The sequence below is a fragment of the Streptomyces sp. XY431 genome (genome assembly GCF_001279805.1).
Classification (GTDB): Bacteria; Actinomycetota; Actinomycetes; order Streptomycetales; family Streptomycetaceae; genus Kitasatospora; species Kitasatospora purpeofusca.
Genome location: NZ_LGDO01000007.1, coordinates 17,395 through 31,770, shown reverse-complemented (window position 1 = coordinate 31,770; position 14,376 = coordinate 17,395). Strand labels below are relative to the sequence as shown.

Sequence of the window (14,376 nt, the reverse complement as noted above, 5' to 3'; positions counted from 1 at the left end):
GGGCGGGGTTTCCCCCGCCCTTGTCGGGCTTCTCCCCCCCAAAAGGGTACGCGCCCCCCCCCCCCCCTCCCTCCCCCCCCCCCCCCCCCGAGCCGCGAGCGCCCCCGCCGGACGGATCCGACGGGGGCGCTCCGGGGTCTCTCCGGCTACTTGTTCACCACGGTGAGCGGAAGCATCTTCTTGCCCGTGGGGCCGATTTGGATGCTGGTGTCCATCTGGGGGCACACGCCGCAGTCGAAGCACGGGGTCCAGCGGCAGTCGTCGACCTCGACCTCCTCCAGGGCGTCCTGCCAGTCCTCCCACAGCCAGTCCTTGTCGAGGCCGCTGTCCAGGTGGTCCCAGGGCAGGACCTCCTCGTAGCCGCGCTCGCGGGTGGTGTACCAGTCGACGTCGACGCCGGTGCCGGCCAGGCCCTTCTCGGCGGAGGCCATCCAGCGGTCGTAGGAGAAGTGCTCGCGCCAGCCGTCGAAGCGGCCGCCGTCCTCGTAGACCGCGCGGATGATCGCGCCGACCCGGCGGTCGCCGCGGGAGAGCAGGCCCTCGACGATGCCGGGCTTGCCGTCGTGGTAGCGGTAGCCGATGTTCTTGCCGTACTTGCGGTCGCCGCGGATCGAGTCGCGCAGCTTGGCCAGGCGGGCGTCGGTGGCCTCGGCGGACAGCTGCGGGGCCCACTGGAACGGGGTGTGCGGCTTGGGCACGAACCCGCCGATGGAGACGGTGCAGCGGATGTCGTTCTGGCCGGTGACCTCGCGGCCCTTCTGGATGACGTTCTTCGCCATCTCGCCGATCTGGAGCACGTCCTCGTCGGTCTCGGTGGGCAGGCCGCACATGAAGTACAGCTTCACCTGGCGCCAGCCGTTGCCGTACGCGGTGGCGACGGTGCGGATGAGGTCCTCCTCCGACACCATCTTGTTGATCACCTTGCGCATGCGCTCACTGCCGCCCTCGGGGGCGAAGGTGAGGCCGGAGCGGCGGCCGTTGCGGCTGAGCTCGTTGGCGAGGTCGATGTTGAAGGCGTCGACGCGGGTGGACGGCAGGGAGAGGCCGACCTTGTCGTCCGTGTAGCGGTCGGCCAGGCCCTTGGCGATCTCACCGATCTCGGTGTGGTCGGCGGAGGACAGCGACAGCAGGCCGACCTCCTCGAAGCCGGTGGCCTTGAGTCCGCGGTCGACCATCTCGCCGATGCCGGTGATGCTTCGCTCCCGCACGGGGCGCGTGATCATGCCGGCCTGGCAGAAGCGGCAGCCGCGGGTGCAGCCGCGGAAGATCTCCACGGACATCCGCTCGTGCACGGTCTCCGCGAGCGGGACGAGCGGCTGCTTGGGGTAGGGCCACTCGTCGAGGTCCATCACGGTGTGCTTGGAGACCCGCCACGGCACGCCGGGGGCGTTCGGCACGACCCGGGCGATCCGGCCGTCCGACAGGTACTCGACGTCGTAGAACCTCGGCACGTACACGCCGCCGGTGCGGGCCAGCCGCAGCAGCAGCTCGTCGCGGCCGCCCGGGCGGCCCTCGGCCTTCCACTCCCGGACGATCCTGGTGATGTCGAGCACGGCCTGCTCGCCGTCGCCGATCACCGCGCAGTCGATGAAGTCCGCGATCGGCTCGGGGTTGAACGCGGCGTGGCCGCCGGCCAGCACGACCGGGTCGTCCTCGGTGCGGTTGCGGGCCTCCAGCGGGATGCCGGCCAGTTCGAGCGCGGCCAGCATGTTGGTGTAGCCGAGCTCGGTGGAGAAGGAGAGCCCGAACACGTCGAACGCCTTCACCGGCCGGTGGGCGTCCACGGTGAACTGGGGCACGCCGTGCTCGCGCATCAGCGCCTCGAGGTCCGGCCACACGCTGTAGGTGCGCTCGGCGAGGACGCCCTCCTGCTCGTTGAGCACCTCGTAGAGGATCATGACGCCCTGGTTGGGCAGGCCCACCTCGTAGGCGTCGGGGTACATGAGCGCCCAGCGGACGTCGCAGGCGTCCCAGTCCTTGACGGTCGAGTTGAGCTCGCCGCCGACGTACTGGATCGGCTTCTGGACGTGCGGGAGGAGAGCCTCCAGGCGTGGGAAGACCGATTCGACAGTCATGAGTACCAGGAACCCTTACGACGTTCGGAACCGCCGCTCGCTCGGCATGGCGACGGCTGGGAGGGGTGACCCTCAAGAGTAGCCGAACCGCCGTGTTCCCCGGCCCGGCCGCCCTCGCCCCGGGACCGGCCGCGGGCCGCGCGACCGCCCGTGCCGAGGGGTGTACGGACAGGTCCCGGCACGTGAACGCGGCCCCACCGCGGGACCCCGGCGACTGTTGACACGCTCCGAGGCCGCGTGCGGTACTGGCAAGGCTCCACCGGAAGGTCCTGTGCGCCCCCGGGACAAGGGAGTTGGCCGCGCGCGCACCGGCCGTGCCGGGCGGCCCGGCGCGACCCCGCGCCGGACTCCCGGCCCAGGCCCCCGACCGCGCCGACCCGCCCGCCCCCGAGGACAGGAGAGCCATGACCGACACGGGCCGGCGGACGCGCCGGATCGACAGCCCGTGCAACGACACCGAGAGCTACCCGACCGTGGCCCGGGCGATCGCCGCGGCCCGCGGGCTGGCCCGCCGCCACCCCGGCCGCTGCCGGGTGCGCGAGGTGGGCCGTTCCCGCGCCGGACGCCCACTGGTACTGCTCTCGGTGGACGACGGCGAGCACACCGTGCTCGTGGTCGGCGGCCCGCACCCGAACGAGCCGGTCGGCCTGGCCGCCGCCGTCCGGCTGGCCGAGCAGGCGCTGGCGCAGCCGCCCCGCCCCGGGGTCGGCTGGCACGTCCTGCTCTGCCTGGACCCGGACGGCGCCGCGCTGAACGAGGGCTGGCTGAACGGGCCGCTCACCGCGGCCCGGCACTACGAGCACTTCTTCCGGCCCGCCTTCCACGAGCAGCCCGAACTGCTGCCGCACCCGGACGGGCCGCTGGCCCCGATGCCGGAGAGCCGGGCGCTCACCGGGCTGATCGACGAGCTGCGCCCGGTGCTCCAGTGCTCGCTGCACGGCGTGGACTTCGGCGGCGCCTTCGTGCAGCTCACCCGGCCGCTGCCGGCCCTGGCCGGGCGCTTCGCCCGTTCGGCGGCCCGCGGCGGCATCCCGCTGGACGTCGACTCCTACGACGCGCTCGGCTGGGCCAGCCCGGCCCCCGGCACCTATCTGATGCCGCCGCCGGGCCGGAGCAGGCAGCCCCTGCCGGACCGTCCCGAGCTGTCCACCTGGGCGTACGCGGGGCGGCACGGCGGGACGACGGCCGTGCTGGAGGTCCCGATGTGGGCGGTCGACGCGGTCGGCGACCACCGTCCGGCCCCGGACGTGGCCGCCGCCATGGCGGCCTGCGCGGACCGGCTGCGGTCCCGGGTGGCGGCGCTGACCGCCCTGCTGCCGCAGGTGCCGACGCACGCGGGGGTGGCGTACGGGCCGCTGCTGCGCTCGGTCGAGTTCAATCTGGCGGTCTGCCCGCCGGTGGTGGACGACTGGCTGGCGAACTGGTCGACGGCGGCGCTGTCGGTGTCCCGGGTGACCACGGCCCGGATCGTCGCCGAGCGGGTGCCGCTGCGGATCGCCGCGATGCTGCTGCGGCTGCTCGCGGACAGCGGCGGCCCGGCGGCGGACGCGGCCCGGGCGCGGGCCCGGGGGGTGGCGGCGGCGAGCCTGGAGGGCCTGCAGCGCCTCGGCGCCCGCTGGGTCCCGGTCGAGACCCAGGTCGCCCACCAGACCCGGGCGGTGCTCGCCGCCGCCGACCTGCTGCTGCCCTAGGGCGCGCACACACGGCGAGGGCCGGTCCGGGGATCCCCGGACCGGCCCTCGCCGTACACCCTCGGCCCGCTCAGGCCGCTATCGGCCGTTGGCTCTGCACCGCCTGGAGCAGCCCGATCGCCACCCAGGTGGAGAACATCGACGATCCTCCGTAGGAGACGAACGGCAGCGGGATGCCGGCCACCGGCATAATGCCCAGGCACATCCCTATGTTCTCGAAGCCCTGGAAGGCGAACCAGGCGACCACCCCGGCCGCCACGATCGTGCCGTACAGGTCGGTGGCCTGGCGGGCGATCCGGCAGCCCCGCCAGAGCACCACGCCCAGCAGCACGATGATGGCCATCGCGCCGAGGAAGCCCAGTTCCTCGCCGGCGACCGTGAAGACGAAGTCGGTCTGCTGCTCCGGCACGAACTGCCCGGTGGTCTGGGTGCCGTGGAACAGCCCCTTGCCGGTCAGCCCGCCGGAGCCGATCGCGATCCGGGCCTGCGCGGTGTTGTAGCCGACGCCGGACGGGTCGAGCGCCGGGTTGGCGAAGGCCGCGAACCGGTCGATCTGGTACTTGCTCAGCACGCCGAGCTTCCAGATCGCGACGCAGCCGCCGACGCCCGCCAGGATCAGCCCGAACACCCAGCGGTTGGCCGCGCCGGAGGCGAGCAGGATGCCCAGCACGATGACGGCCATCACCATCACCGAGCCGGCGTCGGGCATCAGCATCACGATCGCCATCGGCAGGGTCGCCCAGACCAGTGCCCGGAACACCGCCTTGTTCGCCGGGAACTCCCGCTCCCCGGCGTCCACCTGGTCGGACATCACCAGCGCCATGGACAGCACGATCGCCAGCTTGGCGAACTCGGCCGGCTGCACGGAGAAGCCGCCGCCCAGCTGGATCCAGGAGTGCTGGCCGTTGATGGTCGAGCCGAGCGGGCTCAGGGTGGCCACCAGCAGCAGGATCACACCGGCGTACAGGAAGGGCACCACGGTGCGGAACCGCCGGCTCCCTATCGCTATCACCACCGCGCACAGCACCGCCCCGACCATGACGTTGGTCAGGTGCCGGAACAGGAAGTACTGCGGGTCGCCGTGGGTGAGGGAGTCGCGCCCCCGGGTGGCCGACCAGACCAGCAGCGAGCTGCCCAGCGACAGGACAGCCGCGGCCAGCAGCAGTATCCAGTCGATCCGCCACAGCGGGGAGTCCTTGGCCAGCGCCTTGGGCACCCCGCCGCGCTGCGGGGCGAGCCGGAGCTGGCGGTACGAACCGTAGGAGGTCATGCCCGGCCCCTTCCGGTGGTGGAGCGGGTGGGTTCGACGGCGGCCGCGGCGGCGGCGACCGGCACCGGGGTGCTGCCGCCGGACCGGTCCGGGTCCAGGAAGACCCGCGGCGAGCCGCCGGTCACCCCGGGGTCGCCGAGAGGGACGACCGAAGCGGCGGAGACGGCCGAACCGACCGAACCAACGGAGCCGGCCGAGGTGGCCGAGGCAGCCGAGCCGGCCGAGGCGTCGAAGGACACCGGCTTGATGATCGCGGTCCCGTCCGGGTTGAACTTCGGCAGCTCGGCCTGCGGCTTCGGCAGCAGCGCCTTGCCCTGGTCGATGTTGCCCTTGTCGTCGACGCCGTACAGAGACTGGTAGATCCGGCGGATCGCGTCGCCGGAGCCGCCGGAGCCGGTGCCGCCTTGGCTTATCGTCATCACGACCGCGTAGTCGCGGCTGTAGGTGGTCAGCCACGAGGTGGTCTGCTTGCCCTCGACCTCGGCGGTGCCGGTCTTGGCGTGCAGCTCGATCTTGCCCTGGGGCCAGCCCGCGCCGGTGAACTTCCAGGCCGCGGTGCCGCTGGTGACGACGCCCGCGGTGGCCTGGTCGATGTAGCCGAGCAGCTTCTGGTCGCCGGGCAGCCGGCCGTCCTCGTGCGGGGCGATCTCGCGGACGAGATCCCCGCCCGGGCTTATCACGGCCTTGGCGACGGTGGGCCGGTAGAAGGTGCCGCCGTTGGCGAGCGCCGAGTAGATCCGGGCCATCTGGACCGGGGTGACCAGGGTGTCGCCCTGGCCGATCGCGAAGTTGACGGCGTCACCGGCGCGCATCTGGTAGCCGTCGACGCAGTTCTCCCGGGCGATCAGGTCGGAGAAGGTGTTGCCGCCCTTCTCCGCCTGCTTGCACCAGGCGTCCTTGTTGTTGTCGTAGAAGGACTGCTTCCACTGCCGGTCGGGGACCCGGCCGGGGACCTCGCTGGGCAGGTCGATACCGGTCTTGGCGCCGAGGCCGAACTGGTGGGCGGTCTTGAAGAACCAGTCGCCCGGGTCCTTCTTCGGCTTGATGCCGCCGTCCTTCATCCACTGGTCGTACGCCAGGCCGTAGAAGACGGTGTCGCAGGAGACCTCCAGGGCGCGCTCCAGGGAGATCGCCCCGAAGCTCTCGCTCTCGAAGTTCTTGAACTCGCGGCCGCCGATGGTCATGCTCTTCGGGCAGTCGTAGCGGCCGTCGAGCGAGTAGCCGGCCTGGACGGCGGCAGTGGTGGAGATGACCTTGAAGGTCGAGCCAGGGGCGGACTGACCCTGTATGGCCCGGTTGAGCAGCGGGAAGTTGGACTCCTTGCTGGTCAGCGCCTGGTAGTCCTTGCCGCTGATGCCGCCCTGCCACAGGTTGGGGTCGTAGGTGGGGGCGCTGGCCATCGCGACGATCCGCCCGGTGTGCACGTCCATCACGACGGCGGCACCGGAGTCGGCCTCGTAGTTGCGGTTGGTGACCTTGTCGAAGGTCTTGCGGGCGTCGCTCATCGCCTGCGCCAGGTTGTCCTCGACGACCTTCTGCACCTTGGCGTCGATGCTGGTCACCAGGTTGTTGCCGGTCTGCGGGGCGGCCTGGTCGGCGGTGCCGATGACCCGGCCGAGGTTGTCCACCTCCAGCTTGGTGATGCCCGCGGTGCCGCGCAGGTCGCGGTCGTAGACGGACTCCAGTCCGGCCCGGCCGATCTGGTCGGCCGGCAGGTAGCGGTCGAGGCCGGCCTTGTCGGCGGTCTTGGAGACCTCCTCGTCGGTGACCGGCGAGAGGTAGCCGAGCACCTGGGCGAGGTTGGCGCCCTCGGCGCCGGTGTAGTGGCGCACGGCGGTGGGCTGGGCGGTGATCCCGGGGAAGTCCTCGCGGCGTTCCATTATCTGCATCGCCTGCTGGGTGGTCGCCTCCTTGGTGACCGGGATCGGCTGGTACGGAGAACCGTTCCAGCAGGGCTGCGGTGTCTTGGCGTCGCAGAGCCGGACCTTCTCCTGGACGTCCTTGGCGGGCATCCCGAGCACCTCGGCGAGCCGGGTCAGCACCGCCTTGCCGGCGTCCTTCTGCTGGAGCAGCGAGGTGCGGCTGACCGAGACGACCAGCTTGGTCTCGTTACCGGCCAGGATGCGGCCGGAGGCGTCCAGGATCTCGCCGCGGACGGCCGGTTCGACGACCTCGCGGATGTGGTTGCCGGTCGCCTTGGCGGTGTAGACGCTGGCGTTGCGGATCTGCAGGTACCAGAGCCGTCCGCCGAGGGTGGCGAGCAGCGAGACCACCAGGATCTGCAGCACCACCAGACGGATCGTCACCCGCCGGGTTCGGCCGGTCTCGGGGATGTTGCTCACGTCTCGTGCGCTCCAAAACTGAACAGGGCGGGCAGGCTGGTCGGGGCCGGGCTACGGGCGCTTTCCCGCGCCGAGCAGGCGCTTCTTGCGGTAGGCCGGTCCGGCCGTGGCCTCGCGGGTGGTGCGGTAGCGGGTCAGGCTGCCGAGGCCGGGGCCGCCCTCGTCGTCCTCGGCGACCGACAGCGGGTCCTTGCCGAAGCGGCGGGCGATCAGCATCACGGCGGGCACCACGAAGGGTGCGAGCAGCAGGTCGTAGAGCAGGGCGGTGACGACGAGCTGGCCGAGTCCGACGTGCCGGGCGGCGGTGTCGCCGACGAGGGCGCCGACCATCGCGTACAGCAGGGTGGAGGCGATCGCGGCGCCGGCGACCACGAGCAGCGCACTGGAGACCGAGCGCTGGCGGCCGTGCTCGGGGCGCAGCAGCCCGGCGGCGTAGCCCATCAGGCAGAGCACCAGCGCGTAGCGGCCGATGGCGTGGTCCGAGGGCGGGGCGAGGTCGGCGAGCAGGCCGGCCGCGAAGCCGACCAGGCAGCCGCCGGTGGGTCCGTAGACGAGGGCGAGGCCGACGACCACGAGCAGCAGTATGTCCGGGGTCGAGCCGGGCAGTTGCAGCCGGCCGAAGACGCTGACCTGGAGCAGCAGCCCGAGCAGGATCAGGATCGCGGAGACGGGGATGCGGGCGAGGCGCATGGCTCAGTTCCCCCCAGTGGGCTTGGCGGGCGGGACGGCGGCGGCCGGCGCGGCGGGTGCCGCGGGGGCGGCGGGCGCGGCCTGGCCCTGGGCGGCCGGCGCGGGGGCGGGCGGCAGGACGGCGTCGCGCGGGTCGGTGCGGGGCGGGACGACGACGACGCCGACCAGGTCCAGCCGGGTGAACTGGACGAAGGGCTCGACCAGGACGGTCTTGGTGAGCTGTCCGGGGGTGGCCTCGACCTGGACGACCCGGCCGACCGGGACGCCGGGCACGAACGGGCGGCCGCTCTGCGAGCCGAAGGTGACCAGCCGGTCGCCCTCCTTGACCTGGGCCTTGCCGTTGAGCAGGGAGACCTTCATGGCGCTGGTGCCGCCGCCGGCGGCGAAGCCGATCTCCCCGGTGCCCTCCAGCCGGGTGCCGGCGGTGAAGCCGGGGTCGGAGGCGAGCAGCACGGTGGCGGTGGTGGGGGCGACGGTGGTGATCCGGCCGACCAGGCCCTGGCCGTTGACGACGGTCATGTCGCGGGTGAGGCCGTCGTCGCTGCCGGCATCGATGGTGATGGTCCAGGAGAAGCCCTGGGCCGGGCCGATCGCGATGGTCTGGGCGGCCTTGACGGTGTAGCCGCCGGCGCCGGCGGTGCGCAGCAGGTCGTCGAGCTGCTTGGTGCGCCCGCCCGCCATGTCGGAGGAGGCCAGCTTCTGCCGCAGTTCGGTGTTCTCGCGGGCGAGCTGGTCGGTGCGGCCGCTGTTGGAGGCGGCGTCGCGGAAGGCGCGGACGGTGTCGGCGACCGGGTCGACCGCGCTGGCGGCGCCGCGTTCGACCGGGCCGAGGACGGTGGCGGCGGCGCGCCGGGCGCCGCCGAGCGGGGAGCTCTCACCGCCCTTGATGTCGACGGTGATCAGTGCGAACGCGACGGCAACCAGCAGGATGAGCAGTAGCCGGCTCTCTCGTGTGTCCCTCACGGTGCTGGTACTGCCCCTTCGTGCCCCTGGTCCGCCGGCCCGGGCTGTGGACCCGGGCGGGGACCCGTCGGTTCGGCTGGTGTTCCGGTTCTGCTAACGGCGCGGCGCGGCGTCGAGTACCTGCTGGAGCGCCTCGAACTCCTCGACGCACTTGCCGGAGCCGAGTGCGACGGAGTCCAGCGGGTTCTCGGCGATGTGGATCGGCATGCCGGTCTCCCGGCGCAGCCGCTCGTCCAGGCCGCGGAGCAGGGCGCCGCCGCCGGTGAGCACGATGCCCCGGTCCATGACGTCGCCGGCCAGCTCGGGCGGGCACTGGTCGAGGGTGGTCTTGACCGCGTCGATGATCGAGTTGACCGGCTCGTCGATGGCCTCGCGGACCTCGGCGGCGGAGATGACGACGGTCTTGGGCAGGCCGCTGACGAGGTCGCGGCCGCGGATCTCGGCGTGCTCGTCCTTCTCGCCCTCCAGGCCGAAGGCGGAGCCGATGCTCATCTTGATCTGCTCGGCACTGCGCTCGCCGAGGAGCAGCGAGTACTCCTTCTTGATGTGCTGGACGATGGCGTTGTCCAGTTCGTCGCCGGCGACCCGGATGGACTGCGCGGTGACGATGCCGCCGAGCGAGATGACGGCGACCTCGGTGGTGCCGCCGCCGATGTCGACGACCATGTTGCCGGTGGGCTCGTGGACCGGGAGTCCGGCGCCGATCGCGGCGGCCATCGGCTCCTCGATGATGTGCACCTGGCGGCAGCCGGCCTGGAGGGAGGCCTCGATGACCGCGCGGCGCTCGACGCCGGTGATGCCGGAGGGGACGCAGACGACGACCCGGGGGCGGGCGAGGAAGCGGCGGCGGTGCACCTTGAGGATGAAGTAGCGCAGCATCCGCTCGGTGATCTCGAAGTCGGCGATCACGCCGTCCTTGAGCGGGCGGATGGCCACGATGTTGCCGGGGGTGCGCCCGATCATCTTCTTGGCCTCGGAGCCGACCGCGAGGATGCCGCCGGTGTTGGTGTTGACCGCGACGACGGACGGCTCGTTGAGAACGATCCCCTTGCCCCTGACGTACACCAGCGTGTTGGCAGTTCCGAGGTCGATCGCCAGGTCGCGGCCGATGAACGACAGGTTGCTCGCCATGGGGTGTGGGTGCCTTCCCGGGCTCGGAGTCATGTGGGGTGGACGGTGTGCGCCCGCAGACGGGCGGCGACCAGCTGAGCTGCCTTACCGGGCCCTTGAGTCGCGTCCATCGTAGTCACGCCGTTCGGCACGGACGTCGACCCGGGGCACGCCGTCCATTGTCCGGGGCGTGATCGCTTCTCAGGGCATTGGGACGCCGTGTCGGAGGGCCTGGTTCCCTATTTCCCGATAAGAATGCCCCGGCCGGGCCAATGGTCCCGGCCGGGGCGTCCCGAAGGTCCCGGTGCCCGCGCGGTCAGGCCTGGGCGGGGAAGAAGATCTTGATCTCGCGCTCGGCGGACTCGACCGAGTCGGAGGCGTGGATCAGGTTCTCGCGGGTGATGGTCGCGTAGTCGCCGCGGATGGTGCCGGCCCCGGCCTCCAGCGGGTTGGTGGCGCCGGCCAGCATGCGGATGCCGGCGATGACCTCCTCGCCCTCGACGATCAGGGCGATCGACGGGCCGGAGGTCATGAACTCCAGCAGCGGCTCGTAGAACGGGCGGCCGACGTGCTCCGCGTAGTGCTGCTCCAGCGTCGCCCGGTCGAAGGTACGCAGCTCGGCGGCGGCGAGCCGCCAGCCGGCCTTGCGCTCGATCCGGCTGATGATCTCGCCGGCCAGGCCGCGCGCGACGGCGTCGGGCTTCAGCAGGACGAGGGTGCGCTGGGACACGGGGCGTCTCCTGGGGAAATCGGGTTCGGCGCGCACGCGGGAATCGGCGCGCACACGGATCGGCACGCACGCGCGATTCCGCGTGCGCCGTGCGACTACCGCAGAGGTTACCTTGCGTGAGCGAACGCCCCGGACCCGGTCCGGAGCCGTCTCAGACGGCCGCGGCGGCGGCCCGGGCGGCCTTGATCTCGTCGATCCTCCGGCCGTAGTGCACCGAGCACCACCAGAGGCCGGCGAAGATCACGCCGAGCACGAACATGGTCGGCACCACGAAGCCGCTGGCGATCAGCCCGAGCTGCAGCGCCCAGCCGACGGCCACCGCGCCGGGGCGGGTGATCATGCCGCAGAGCAGGACGCACAGCACCATGGCGATGCCGCTGACCGTCCACAGGGCGCCGTGGGAGACGTCCGTGAGCTGCATCGCGACCAGGGCCGCGAAGAGCACCACGAGGGCCTCGCCGATCAGCGTCGAGGAGCAGAGCGTCCTCATCGTCACTTCCTCCCGAGCAGCAGGCGGGCCTCGCCCACCGTGATGACCGATCCGGTGACCAGCACCCCGGCGCCGCCGAGGTCGCCCTCCTCCTCGGCCAGGGTGACGGCGGCGGCGATGGCGTCGTCCAGTCGGGGCTCGACCTGGACCCGGTCCTCGCCGAAGATGTCGACCGCGAGCGCGGCCAGGGCGTCCACGTCCATCGCGCGGTGGGTGGAGTTCTGGGTGATCACGACCTCGGCGAGGAGCGGCTCGAAGGCCTCCAGCAGGCCGGCCACGTCCTTGTCACCACTGGTGCCGATCACGCCGACCAGCCGGGTGAAGCCGAAGGACTCGCCGATCGCGGTGACGGTCGCCTGGGCGCCGTGCGGGTTGTGGGCGGCGTCCAGCAGGATGGTGGGGCTGCGCCGGACGACCTCCAGCCGGCCCGGGGAGCTGATGCCGGAGAACGCCTGGCGGACCTTGTCGGCGTCGAGCTGGCCGCCGCGGGCGCCGCCGACACCGAAGAACGCCTCGACGGCGGCCAGCGCGAGGGCCGCGTTCTGGGCCTGGTGCTCGCCGTGCAGCGGCAGGAAGACGTCCTCGTACTCCTCGCCGCCGATCCCGCGCAGCGTCATCAGCTGGCCGCCGATCGCGAGTTCGCGGCGGACGACGCCGAACTCCATGCCCTCGCGGGCGACCGTGGCGTCCACCTCGACCGCGCGCCGCAGGATGGTCTGGGCGGCGTCGAGCTGCTGCTGGGCGACGACCGCGACGGCGCCGGACTTGATGATCCCGGACTTCTCGACGGCGATCTCGCCGGTCGTCTCCCCGAGCTTGTCGGTGTGGTCGAGGCCGATCGGGGTGATCACGGCGACGCCGGCGTCGATGACGTTGGTGGCGTCCCAGGAGCCGCCCATGCCGACCTCGACCACGGCGACGTCCACCGGCGCGTCGGCGAAGGCCGCGTAGGCCATGCCGGTGAGCACCTCGAAGAAGGACATCGCGACCGGCTCGCGCTCGTCGACCATCCGCACATAGGGCTCGATGTCGCGGTAGACCTCGACGAACCGCTCGGGGGTGATCGGGGCGCCGTCCAGGCTGATCCGCTCGGTGACGCTCTCCACGTGCGGGCTGGTGTAGCGGCCGGTGCGCAGCTCGAAGGCGTTGAACAGCTGCTCGATCATCCGGGCGGTGGAGGTCTTGCCGTTGGTGCCGGTGATGTGGATGGAGGGGAAGGACCGCTGGGGCTGGCCCAGGATGTCCATCAGCGCCTCGATCCGGTCGAGCGAGGGCTCCAGCTTGTTCTCCGGCCAGCGCTCGGAGAGTTCCACCTCGACCTCGCGCAGGGCGTCGGCGGGGCTGCCGTCGGCGGGGCGGAGGGTGTACGGGTTCGGGTCGGCCTTGTCGCTCACGTCCACAGTCTACGGAGCGTGGGGCACCTCTCCTCACGGGGTGAGAACCACCACTTTGCCCGAGTTGGTCGTTTTCTGCGTTTACTATCGTTTTGGCGATATCAGACCGCAATGAAGCATTGATTCGCATCCCAGGGAGACAAATCGCCTTTGATCATGAGGAGCACCGCGCCATGCCCGACGCCCTGCGCCAGTTCTTCGAGATGCGCCGGGACGGCTTCGTCCAGCTCGCCGGGCTGATCTCGCTCGCCCTCGTGGTCTACATGGCCCTGGTCTTCGGCCGCTTCCTGGTTTACTGGGCCGGCTCCCGGCACGCCTTCCGGCGCAACCGCCCGGCCCGCCCCGGCGACCCCGCCGCCTTCCAGTGGCACCTGACAGTCCCCTGCCGGGACGAGGAGGCGGTGATCGCCCAGACCCTGGCCGGACTGCGCGCCGTCGCCCCCGCCGCCCACCTCTGGGTGATCGACGACGACAGCGAGGACGCCACCCGCGACCTGGTGCTGGCCGCCGCCGGAAACGACGCCCGGGTCCACCTCGTCCAGCGCCGCCGCCCGCACGCCCGGATCGGCAAGGGCGCCGCCCTCAACGCCGCCTACCGGGAGATCTCCGCCTCGCTGCCGCCCGGCACCGACCGCTCCCGGGTCGTCCTCGGCGTCGTCGACGCCGACGGGCAGCTCGACCCCGGCACCCTCGAACAGGTCGGCAACGAGCACGCCATGGGCCGCCCCGACACCGGCGCCGTGCAGATCGGCGTCCGGATGCGCAACGCCGAGGACCCGCGCCCGCTGGCCGGCCGGGGCCGGCTCGCCAACGCCCTCGCCCGTGCCCTGGTCCGGATGCAGGACGTCGAGTTCCAGGCCAACAACGCCGGCATGCAGCTGCTGCGCCGCCGCACCGGCAGCGTCGGCCTCGGCGGCAACGGCCAGTTCGTCCGGCTCACCGCCCTCGACTCGCTCACCGCCGAGGAGGGCCGCGACGGCCGCCCCTGGCCCGAGCGCGCCCTGCTGGAGGACTACGAGTCCGGCCTCGACCTGCGGCTGGCCGGCTGGCGGCTCACCCATGTCACCGAGACCAACGTCTCCCAGGAGGCCCTGGTCTCCTGGCGCCGCTTCCTCACCCAGCGCACCCGCTGGGCCCAGGGCAACATGCAGTGCCTGCGCTACACCGGCCGGGTGCTGCGCTCGCCGCACTACCGGCCCGCCGGCAAGGCCGAGGTGCTGTACACCTTCCTCCAGCCGGTGGTCTGCGTCCTGCTGGTCGTCCTCACCCCGCTGTCGCTCGCCATCACCGGCGCCGGTCTGGTGCTCTTCCCCGAGGAGACCGCCGACTTCCAGCTGACCTACGGCCCCTGGATGGCAGTCGCCTTCGTGCTCGCCACCCTGCCGATGGTCTTCTGGGGCCCCACCTACCGCCGGCTCGTCCGCCCCGACCGGAGCCGGCTCACCGGCCTGCTCTGGGGCGTCCTGGTCTGGCTCTACGCCTACCACCTGTTCGTGGTCGCCACCCGGGCCGCCGTCCGGATGCTGCTCGGCCGCAACGGCTGGGCCAAGACCCGGCGCAACGCCGAGAAGGTCGCCGTCGGCGCTCCGACCGCCCTGGAGTCCTGACCCCGGCCGCGTCG

The 14,376-nt window shown here is 72.1% G+C and carries 11 protein-coding genes; 2 read left to right on the top strand and 9 right to left on the bottom strand.

Annotation, left to right across the window (positions count from 1 at the left end):
- Positions 1 to 146: 146 nt before the first annotated feature.
- On the bottom strand, positions 147 to 2,075 hold the full coding sequence (locus ADK60_RS01885) for a TIGR03960 family B12-binding radical SAM protein (protein ID WP_045941999.1): 1,929 nt from the start codon (positions 2,073 to 2,075) through the stop codon (positions 147 to 149).
- A 404-nt stretch (positions 2,076 to 2,479) separates the two neighbouring features.
- Here ADK60_RS01885 and ADK60_RS47390 point away from each other — a divergent pair, with 404 nt between their 5' ends.
- Complete coding sequence (locus tag ADK60_RS47390) at positions 2,480 to 3,766, top strand: M14 family zinc carboxypeptidase (RefSeq protein ID WP_045941998.1); 1,287 nt, start codon at positions 2,480 to 2,482, stop codon at positions 3,764 to 3,766.
- A gap of 70 nt (positions 3,767 to 3,836) precedes the next feature.
- Here ADK60_RS47390 and rodA read toward each other — a convergent pair whose 3' ends face one another.
- The 8 genes from rodA to folC form a co-directional block, all read right to left on the bottom strand.
- Positions 3,837 to 5,036, bottom strand: coding sequence for a rod shape-determining protein RodA (gene rodA, locus ADK60_RS01875; protein WP_045941994.1), 1,200 nt, complete (start codon positions 5,034 to 5,036; stop codon positions 3,837 to 3,839).
- On the bottom strand, positions 5,033 to 7,378 hold the full coding sequence (mrdA, locus tag ADK60_RS01870) for a penicillin-binding protein 2 (protein WP_234370894.1): 2,346 nt from the start codon (positions 7,376 to 7,378) through the stop codon (positions 5,033 to 5,035). Before mrdA ends, rodA begins: the two co-directional genes overlap by 4 nt.
- 51 nt (positions 7,379 to 7,429) lie before the next feature.
- Entirely contained in the window at positions 7,430 to 8,068 is a 639-nt protein-coding gene (gene mreD, locus ADK60_RS01865; protein WP_045941993.1) for a rod shape-determining protein MreD, read from the bottom strand.
- A gap of 3 nt (positions 8,069 to 8,071) precedes the next feature.
- Entirely contained in the window at positions 8,072 to 9,031 is a 960-nt protein-coding gene (gene mreC, locus ADK60_RS01860; protein WP_053642626.1) for a rod shape-determining protein MreC, read from the bottom strand.
- A gap of 93 nt (positions 9,032 to 9,124) precedes the next feature.
- Positions 9,125 to 10,150 carry a rod shape-determining protein gene (locus tag ADK60_RS01855; protein WP_030309693.1) on the bottom strand — a complete coding sequence of 342 codons (1,026 nt, stop codon included), beginning with the start codon at positions 10,148 to 10,150 and terminating at the stop codon, positions 9,125 to 9,127.
- Between the two features lie 307 nt (positions 10,151 to 10,457).
- Positions 10,458 to 10,871: a nucleoside-diphosphate kinase gene (gene ndk / locus ADK60_RS01850; protein ID WP_045941991.1), complete on the bottom strand. Its 414-nt coding sequence runs from the start codon at positions 10,869 to 10,871 to the stop codon at positions 10,458 to 10,460.
- Between the two features lie 151 nt (positions 10,872 to 11,022).
- Entirely contained in the window at positions 11,023 to 11,361 is a 339-nt protein-coding gene (locus ADK60_RS01845) for a DUF4233 domain-containing protein (protein WP_045941990.1), read from the bottom strand.
- 2 nt (positions 11,362 to 11,363) lie between these two features.
- Positions 11,364 to 12,755: a bifunctional tetrahydrofolate synthase/dihydrofolate synthase gene (gene folC / locus ADK60_RS01840; RefSeq protein WP_078896796.1), complete on the bottom strand. Its 1,392-nt coding sequence runs from the start codon at positions 12,753 to 12,755 to the stop codon at positions 11,364 to 11,366.
- A gap of 263 nt (positions 12,756 to 13,018) precedes the next feature.
- On the opposite strand from folC, the gene ADK60_RS01835 reads away from it, so the two are divergent.
- On the top strand, positions 13,019 to 14,362 hold the full coding sequence (locus tag ADK60_RS01835; protein WP_053642628.1) for an XrtP-associated glycosyltransferase: 1,344 nt from the start codon (positions 13,019 to 13,021) through the stop codon (positions 14,360 to 14,362).
- Positions 14,363 to 14,376: the final 14 nt, after the last annotated feature.

What these genes read in the sequence shown, in the direction of transcription:
- ADK60_RS01885 (WP_045941999.1), bottom strand. Translation starts at nt 2,075, where the DNA reads ATGACTGTCGAATCGGTCTTCCCACGCCTGGAGGCTCTCCTCCCGCAC.
- ADK60_RS47390 (WP_045941998.1), top strand. Translation starts at nt 2,480, where the DNA reads ATGACCGACACGGGCCGGCGGACGCGCCGGATCGACAGCCCGTGCAAC.
- rodA (WP_045941994.1), bottom strand. Translation starts at nt 5,036, where the DNA reads ATGACCTCCTACGGTTCGTACCGCCAGCTCCGGCTCGCCCCGCAGCGC.
- mreD (WP_045941993.1), bottom strand. Translation starts at nt 8,068, where the DNA reads ATGCGCCTCGCCCGCATCCCCGTCTCCGCGATCCTGATCCTGCTCGGG.
- ADK60_RS01845 (WP_045941990.1), bottom strand. Translation starts at nt 11,361, where the DNA reads ATGAGGACGCTCTGCTCCTCGACGCTGATCGGCGAGGCCCTCGTGGTG.
- ADK60_RS01835 (WP_053642628.1), top strand. Translation starts at nt 13,019, where the DNA reads ATGGCCCTGGTCTTCGGCCGCTTCCTGGTTTACTGGGCCGGCTCCCGG.